The sequence below is a fragment of the Herpetosiphonaceae bacterium genome, from assembly GCA_036374795.1.
Lineage (GTDB): Bacteria > Chloroflexota > Chloroflexia > Chloroflexales > Kallotenuaceae > LB3-1.
The window spans coordinates 1-5,602 of record DASUTC010000289.1; the positions used below are offsets into that span (position 1 = coordinate 1).

The 5,602-nt window shown below is 66.4% G+C and carries 7 protein-coding genes; 3 read left to right on the forward strand and 4 right to left on the reverse strand.

The genetic code is table 11. The annotated features are described in order from the left end of the window. The first annotated feature begins 135 nt into the window (after positions 1-135). Positions 136-408, forward strand: coding sequence for a 30S ribosomal protein S20 (rpsT, locus tag VFZ66_22635; protein HEX6292001.1), 273 nt, complete (start codon positions 136-138; stop codon positions 406-408). A gap of 224 nt (positions 409-632) precedes the next feature. Here rpsT and VFZ66_22640 read toward each other — a convergent pair whose 3' ends face one another. Beyond that, entirely contained in the window at positions 633-1,433 is an 801-nt protein-coding gene (locus VFZ66_22640; GenBank protein HEX6292002.1) for a slipin family protein, read from the reverse strand. Between the two features lie 342 nt (positions 1,434-1,775). On the opposite strand from VFZ66_22640, the gene VFZ66_22645 reads away from it, so the two are divergent. Then, positions 1,776-2,126, forward strand: coding sequence for a 4a-hydroxytetrahydrobiopterin dehydratase (locus tag VFZ66_22645; GenBank protein HEX6292003.1), 351 nt, complete (start codon positions 1,776-1,778; stop codon positions 2,124-2,126). A 94-nt stretch (positions 2,127-2,220) separates the two neighbouring features. After that, a complete protein-coding gene (locus VFZ66_22650; protein HEX6292004.1) occupies positions 2,221-2,589 on the forward strand; it encodes a DUF423 domain-containing protein in 369 nt (122 codons plus the stop codon). A gap of 65 nt (positions 2,590-2,654) precedes the next feature. On the opposite strand, the gene VFZ66_22655 is transcribed toward VFZ66_22650, so the two are convergent. The 3 genes from VFZ66_22655 to VFZ66_22665 form a co-directional block, all read right to left on the reverse strand. Beyond that, entirely contained in the window at positions 2,655-3,755 is a 1,101-nt protein-coding gene (locus VFZ66_22655; protein HEX6292005.1) for a [LysW]-lysine hydrolase, read from the reverse strand. Then, entirely contained in the window at positions 3,752-4,930 is a 1,179-nt protein-coding gene (locus VFZ66_22660) for an aspartate aminotransferase family protein (protein ID HEX6292006.1), read from the reverse strand. The genes VFZ66_22655 and VFZ66_22660 overlap by 4 nt, the downstream gene beginning before the upstream one ends. Before the next feature lie 24 nt (positions 4,931-4,954). After that, the coding region (locus tag VFZ66_22665; protein ID HEX6292007.1) for a [LysW]-aminoadipate kinase at positions 4,955-5,602 on the reverse strand (648 nt) is incomplete at its 5' end.

Below are 5,602 nucleotides of genomic sequence, written 5' to 3' on the forward strand. Positions count from 1 at the left end.
CGACAAGCGCGAACGGCGGGAACTGCGGCGCCTCAAGGAGGGGCGTGGCCGCTGAGCCATGCTATAATTTGGGGTTCTCAGACGCCGCTCCGGGCGCTCCTGAGGTCAGCCGCGAGTCCAATTACGAGGTAAAGCTTGGCCAGTCACGCTTCTGCGCTGAAAGCGCACCGTCAGAACATCGTCCGCCGCGAGCGGAACCGTCAGATGCGCACCCGCCTTCGCGGCGCGCTGCGCTCGATTCGCACCGCCATCGACGCCGGCGATCCGGCGCAGGTGAAGGACGCGCTGCGCCAGACGATCTCGCTGGTCGACAAGATGGCGTCGAAGGGCGTGATCCACAAGAACAACGCTGCTCGCCGGAAGAGCCGCCTGATGGCGAAGTTCAACAAGGCCAACGCTTCGGCCTAGAGGGAACAAAGAACAAAGAACAAGGGAAAAACCGAGAACCAAGAACTGAGAACTTGAAACGTGGATCTCAAAACTTGGAACTTTGAGCGCGAAACGCTGGTTCCCAAATGTTCGCCTTGATTCTGCACTAGCTCGCGCCGCGCAGCCGTAGAAACGCCGCCCGCTCTCAGCCTGAGAGCGGGCGTTTGATGTGCTCGCCGGTTGTCCGATGACGTCCTGCACGCTCACGGCTCGTCCGCCGCGTCTGACCCTGGTTGAGCGGCTGCTCTGCCGCTGTCGGGCCGCCCGCCGATCGGCAGCGGCACGGACTGTCCCGGCATGCCCAGGACAACCGTGTTGCCGGAGCCGTCGCCGACGGTTTGCAGCAGCCGGAGCTGCATCAGCGCCGGATTGTTCTCAAGCATCTTGGCGGCGTTGGCGAGATGCCGTAGCGCCGCGCTCTCGCCGCGCGCTTTTTCCAGCGCCGCCAGGCCTTCTTTTTGCGCCTTGACCACCTGCGCAAAGATCTTCTTCAGGTCGCCCGGAAACATCACATCTTTGACGCTAACCGACAGCAGCTTCAGTCCAAGCGCCTCGATCGCGGGCGCGGCCCGCTCCATCAACTGCGCGCTCAAATCCTGGCGTTTCACCAGCACCTCGTCGATGTTGACCGCGCCGATCAGCTCGCGCAGCGCCAGTTGCAGCTCAAGATAGAGCGCCTCCTCGTAGCTTGCGCTGTTGTGGACCGCGCCCAGCGGATCGACGATCCGGTATTTCGCGGCCATGCTGACCTTAAGCCCGACGTTATCGGCGCTGAGCACCTCCTGACCCGCCAGCGTTAGGAAGCGGGGCCGCAGATCGAGCTTGACGATCGTGGTCTGCGGTGGGAACAACCAGTACGCGCCTGGATCGAGCACGCGCCGGAACTTGCCGCCGGAGTAGAGAATGCCGCGCTCGTACTCGAAGACGATCACGCGCCTGATGCTCCGCGATAGCAGCAGCACGATCAGGGCGGCGATCAGCAGAATAGGAATCGTAATTTGCATGGTTTTGTCTCTTGGTGATGTTGCTCCCAGCCCAAAGAGCGCCAGAGCGGCGGCGGAGGTCTGATCCTACAGGGCCGCCGATCTGCTGCCGTGCGGCATGCTCTTCGGGCCGGAAGCGTCGATCCTAAGCGTGCGGGCTGCACGCTTCCCGACATTCGGGAGGGCAATGCGCAAAACCAGGACGGCGATGCCAACCGGCTGCTCCCATCTCCCACGATGTGGCTGTAGCGTACCACACCGCAGGTCTTTCGGCGATAGTCCCACGCTCCATAGCGCTACCAGTTGATTGGAGCGCGTCGTCTGGGCTACCATAGAGCCGTTGCGGAACCAAGGAGTGTCGTGATGAGCGAGCTTACTCAAGAGCGCTGTGTCGCCTGTCGCAAGGGAGCGCCGCGTGTGACTCCGGCTGAGATCGCGGAGTTGAAACCGCAGATCCCCGATTGGATCATCTTCGAGGTGGGCGGCGCGCCACGGCTTGAGCGGATCTTCCGCTTTCGGGATTTTAAGACCGCGCTGGCGTTTACGGTGCGCGTCGGCGAGCTGGCCGAGGCCGAAGGACATCATCCGGCCCTGCTGACCGAATGGGGCAAAGTAACAGTGATGTGGTGGACGCACGCGATCGATGGCCTGCACCGCAACGATTTTATCATGGCGGCGAAGACGGACCAGATCGCGGCGGACGTTGCTACCTAGTGAGCAGGCGGCATGCTTCGCCAACCATGCGCGACCGGCAGCCAGGATATAATACGTGGCTGTGTTTTGAGACAACCACGAAAGGCTGATACAGATGGATCGAACGTTTTTAGCGATCGGCGCGCTCTCGGCGCTGGTGGGAGTGGCGGCGGGCGCGTTCGGCGCGCACGCGCTGCGAGAGCGTCTCAGCGCCGAGATGCTGGCGATCTTCGAGACTGGCGCGCGCTATCAGATGTACCATGCGTTCGCGCTGATCGCCGTGGCCTGGGCACAAACGCGCTGGCCGGGCACGCTGACGACGGCGAGCGGCTGGCTGTTTGTGCTTGGCACGCTGCTCTTCTCCGGCAGCCTGTACCTGCTGAGCCTCAGCGGTGTGCGCTGGCTGGGCGCGATCACACCGCTGGGCGGCGTGGCGTTTTTGTCGGGCTGGCTGATGCTGGCCTGGGCGGCGTGGCGGGTGTAAGAACCAAGAACAAAGAACAGACGGAGAACCACGAACTCGAAACTTGAAACGAGGAACTTGAAACTTTATTCGTGCAACCGCGCGAAAGCCGTCTCAAGCACGCGGATCGCGCTGAGGTACTCATCCAGCACGATATGCTCCTCCGGCGTATGATCGAGCGCCGCATCGCCCGGCCCATAGGCCACGATCGGACAGCTCCATGCCGGGCCGACGATGTTCATGTCGGCGGTGCCGGTCTTCAGCACCAGCCCCGGCTGCGCGGTCTGTCCTCGAATCGCCTGGGTGAGGGCACGCACCAATGGCGTGCTCCGCTCAGCGCGAAAGGCGGGCGTTGCTCCCAGCACGCGCAGCTCAACCTGCGGATCGAGGGCGCGGATGATCTCCGCCAGCGCTTGGGGCTGAACATCGAGCGGCAGCCGTATGCTGATCTCCGCCGTCGCCCACTCGCTGAGGCCATCGCCGCCGCTGTTGATCCGGAGCAGCGTCGGGAGCAGGTGGTCGAAGGCGCGCTCACGATCGGCGTTGAACGCGGCGGCATGAGCGACGATCCGCTGCCACAGCGCGCTGATGCGCTCCGGCGCGGTCTGCTGGTTGTGCGCCGAGTGCGCGCCCGCTCCGGCATAGCGGCACGTGATCCGCAGCACGCCTTTATAGCCGAGCGTGACGCGATTCCAGCCGCTCGGCTCGCCCACTACGCACAGATCCGGGCGGTAGCGCGCGACCACATGGTGCGCGCCGCGCGACGAGGGCGCTTCCTCTTCCACGCAGCCGATCACGACGATCCGCCCGCGTAATCGACCTTGCGCGTGCAGCCGCGCCGCCGCGATCACGAAGGCCGCGAGCGGCCCCTTGGCGTCGACGGTGCCGCGCCCGTAGAGCCGCCCATCGACGCGCCGCACGGGGATCGCGCCAGGCACCGTGTCGATGTGGCCCAGTAGCACCGTTTCGGGACGCCCCGTGCCAATCGAGCCGACCGCATTGCCCGCTGCGTCGGTGTGCGCCGTGAAGCCAAGCGCCGCCATTTGCGCCACCAGATAGCTGACCGCCGCGCCTTCGTCGCCCGAAATGCTAGGGATCGCCACCAGATCTTCGAGCAATCGGAGCGCCGCTGCATCGTCGGGCTGTGCATGATCGACGGGTGTTCGCTGTGTCTGCCACATCGTCATCGCAGCACCTCCGCCAGCGCCGCGACCACCGCGTCCAGCTCGTCGACGCCGATCACCAGCGGCGGCAGCAGCCGGATCACGGTCGGGCCGGCCAGCAGCGCCAGCACGCCGCGCTCCTGGAGCGCCTGAACATAGGGCGCGGCCCGCTCGCGCAGCTCGATCCCAAGCATCAGGCCCACGCCGCGCACCTCGCGAATCCGGCGCTGCGGCAGCCTGCGCAGCCGCTCGATCAGCCACGCGCCTTTAGTCGCGGCCTGCTCAGGCAGCCGCTCATCGCGCAGGACCGCCAGCGTGGCCCGTGCCGCCGCGCAGGCCAGCGGATTGCCGCCAAAGGTCGAGCCATGCGTGCCTGCGTTGAGCGGCCCGACCCGTGGGCCGAGCGCGACCGCGCCCATCGGGACGCCCCCGGCGATGCTCTTTGCCAGAATCAGCAGGTCCGGCTCCAGCGCGGCGTGCTCGCAGGCCCACCAGCGCCCGGTTCGCCCGAATCCGGTCTGCACCTCGTCGAGCAGCAGCAGCGCGCCGTGCTCGCGGCAGAGGCGCTGCGCGCCCTGCAAGAACCCGTCGGTGCCGGGCCGCACGCCGCCCTCGCCCTGGATCACTTCAAGCAGCACGGCGGCGGTATCCGCGCCGATCGCAGCAGCCAGCGCGTCAAGGTTGTTGTACGGCACGTGTGCGAAATCGGGCACGAGCGGCTGGAACGGCGCGCGGTAGTGCTCCTCCCAGGTGGCGCTCAGCGCGCCAAAGGTCCGCCCGTGGAACCCGCGCATCGCCGCGACAATCTTGGAGCGTCCGGTCGTCGCCCGCGCGAACTTGAGCGCCGCCTCGACCGCCTCCGCGCCGGAGTTGCACAGAAACAGGCGATCCAGCCCCGGTGGCAGCAGCGCCGCGAGTTCGCCCAGCAGCAGCGCCCGCTGATCGTTGAAGAGCGCCTCCTGACAGGTGAGCAGCGTCGCCGCCTGCGCCTGAATCGCCGCGACCACGCGCGGATGGCAGTGTCCGACGTTCGCCACGCCATGCCCCGCCGCACAGTCGATGTAGGCGCGGCCTGTCTCATCCCAGAGCGTCGCGCCGCTGCCGCGTACGATCGTGAGCGGACGCTTGGCGTACACACCCGATGCGTGGGCGGTTTCGAGCGCCCGGTAGTCGATCGCTGTTGTTGCAGTTGTCATCATGATTCTCTGTGTGCCTCGGTAGGTTTAGCGGAGCGATCGGGAATGATTGAGGGACTCACTCACACTCCCAAACTCACGGCTAATCGCCGTTCCCGCGCCGTCAAGCGCGGTCCGAATCGGTTGATCGCGCCGTCCATCGCCGATGATCACCCGCGCAGCACCGGCGTCGAGCGCCTCTGCCGCGCCCAGCAGCTTCTTCTTCATACGGCCCTGCGCCCACTCGGCGGCACGCTCAAGCTCTCCCCGCCCGATCTGCGGCACAAGCGTTGTCTCGTCGGGAAAGCGACGCAGCAGACCGGCGACGTTCGACAGCAGCAGCAGCGTCTCGGCGTGGAGCGCTCCCGCAATCGCCGCCGCCGCCCGATCGCCGTCGACGTTGAGCATCGCGCCCTGCTCGCTGGCCGCCACGGGCGCGACAACCGGCAGATAGCCGCGATCGAGCAGCAGGCCGAGCAGCGCGCCGTCGACCTGCTGCGGCGTGCCGGTCCAGTCGTCGCGCAGGATTCGCTGGCGTCCGCCCTCGACCACGCGGATCGCGTCTTTGCGGCGCGCGACGATCAGCCGACCATCCAGACCCGACAGGCCAAAGGCGTTGACGCCCAGCGCTTGCAGGCGCTCGACCAGCGTCCGGTTGATCGCCGCTGTCGCCATGGCAAAGATCTCAAGCGTCCG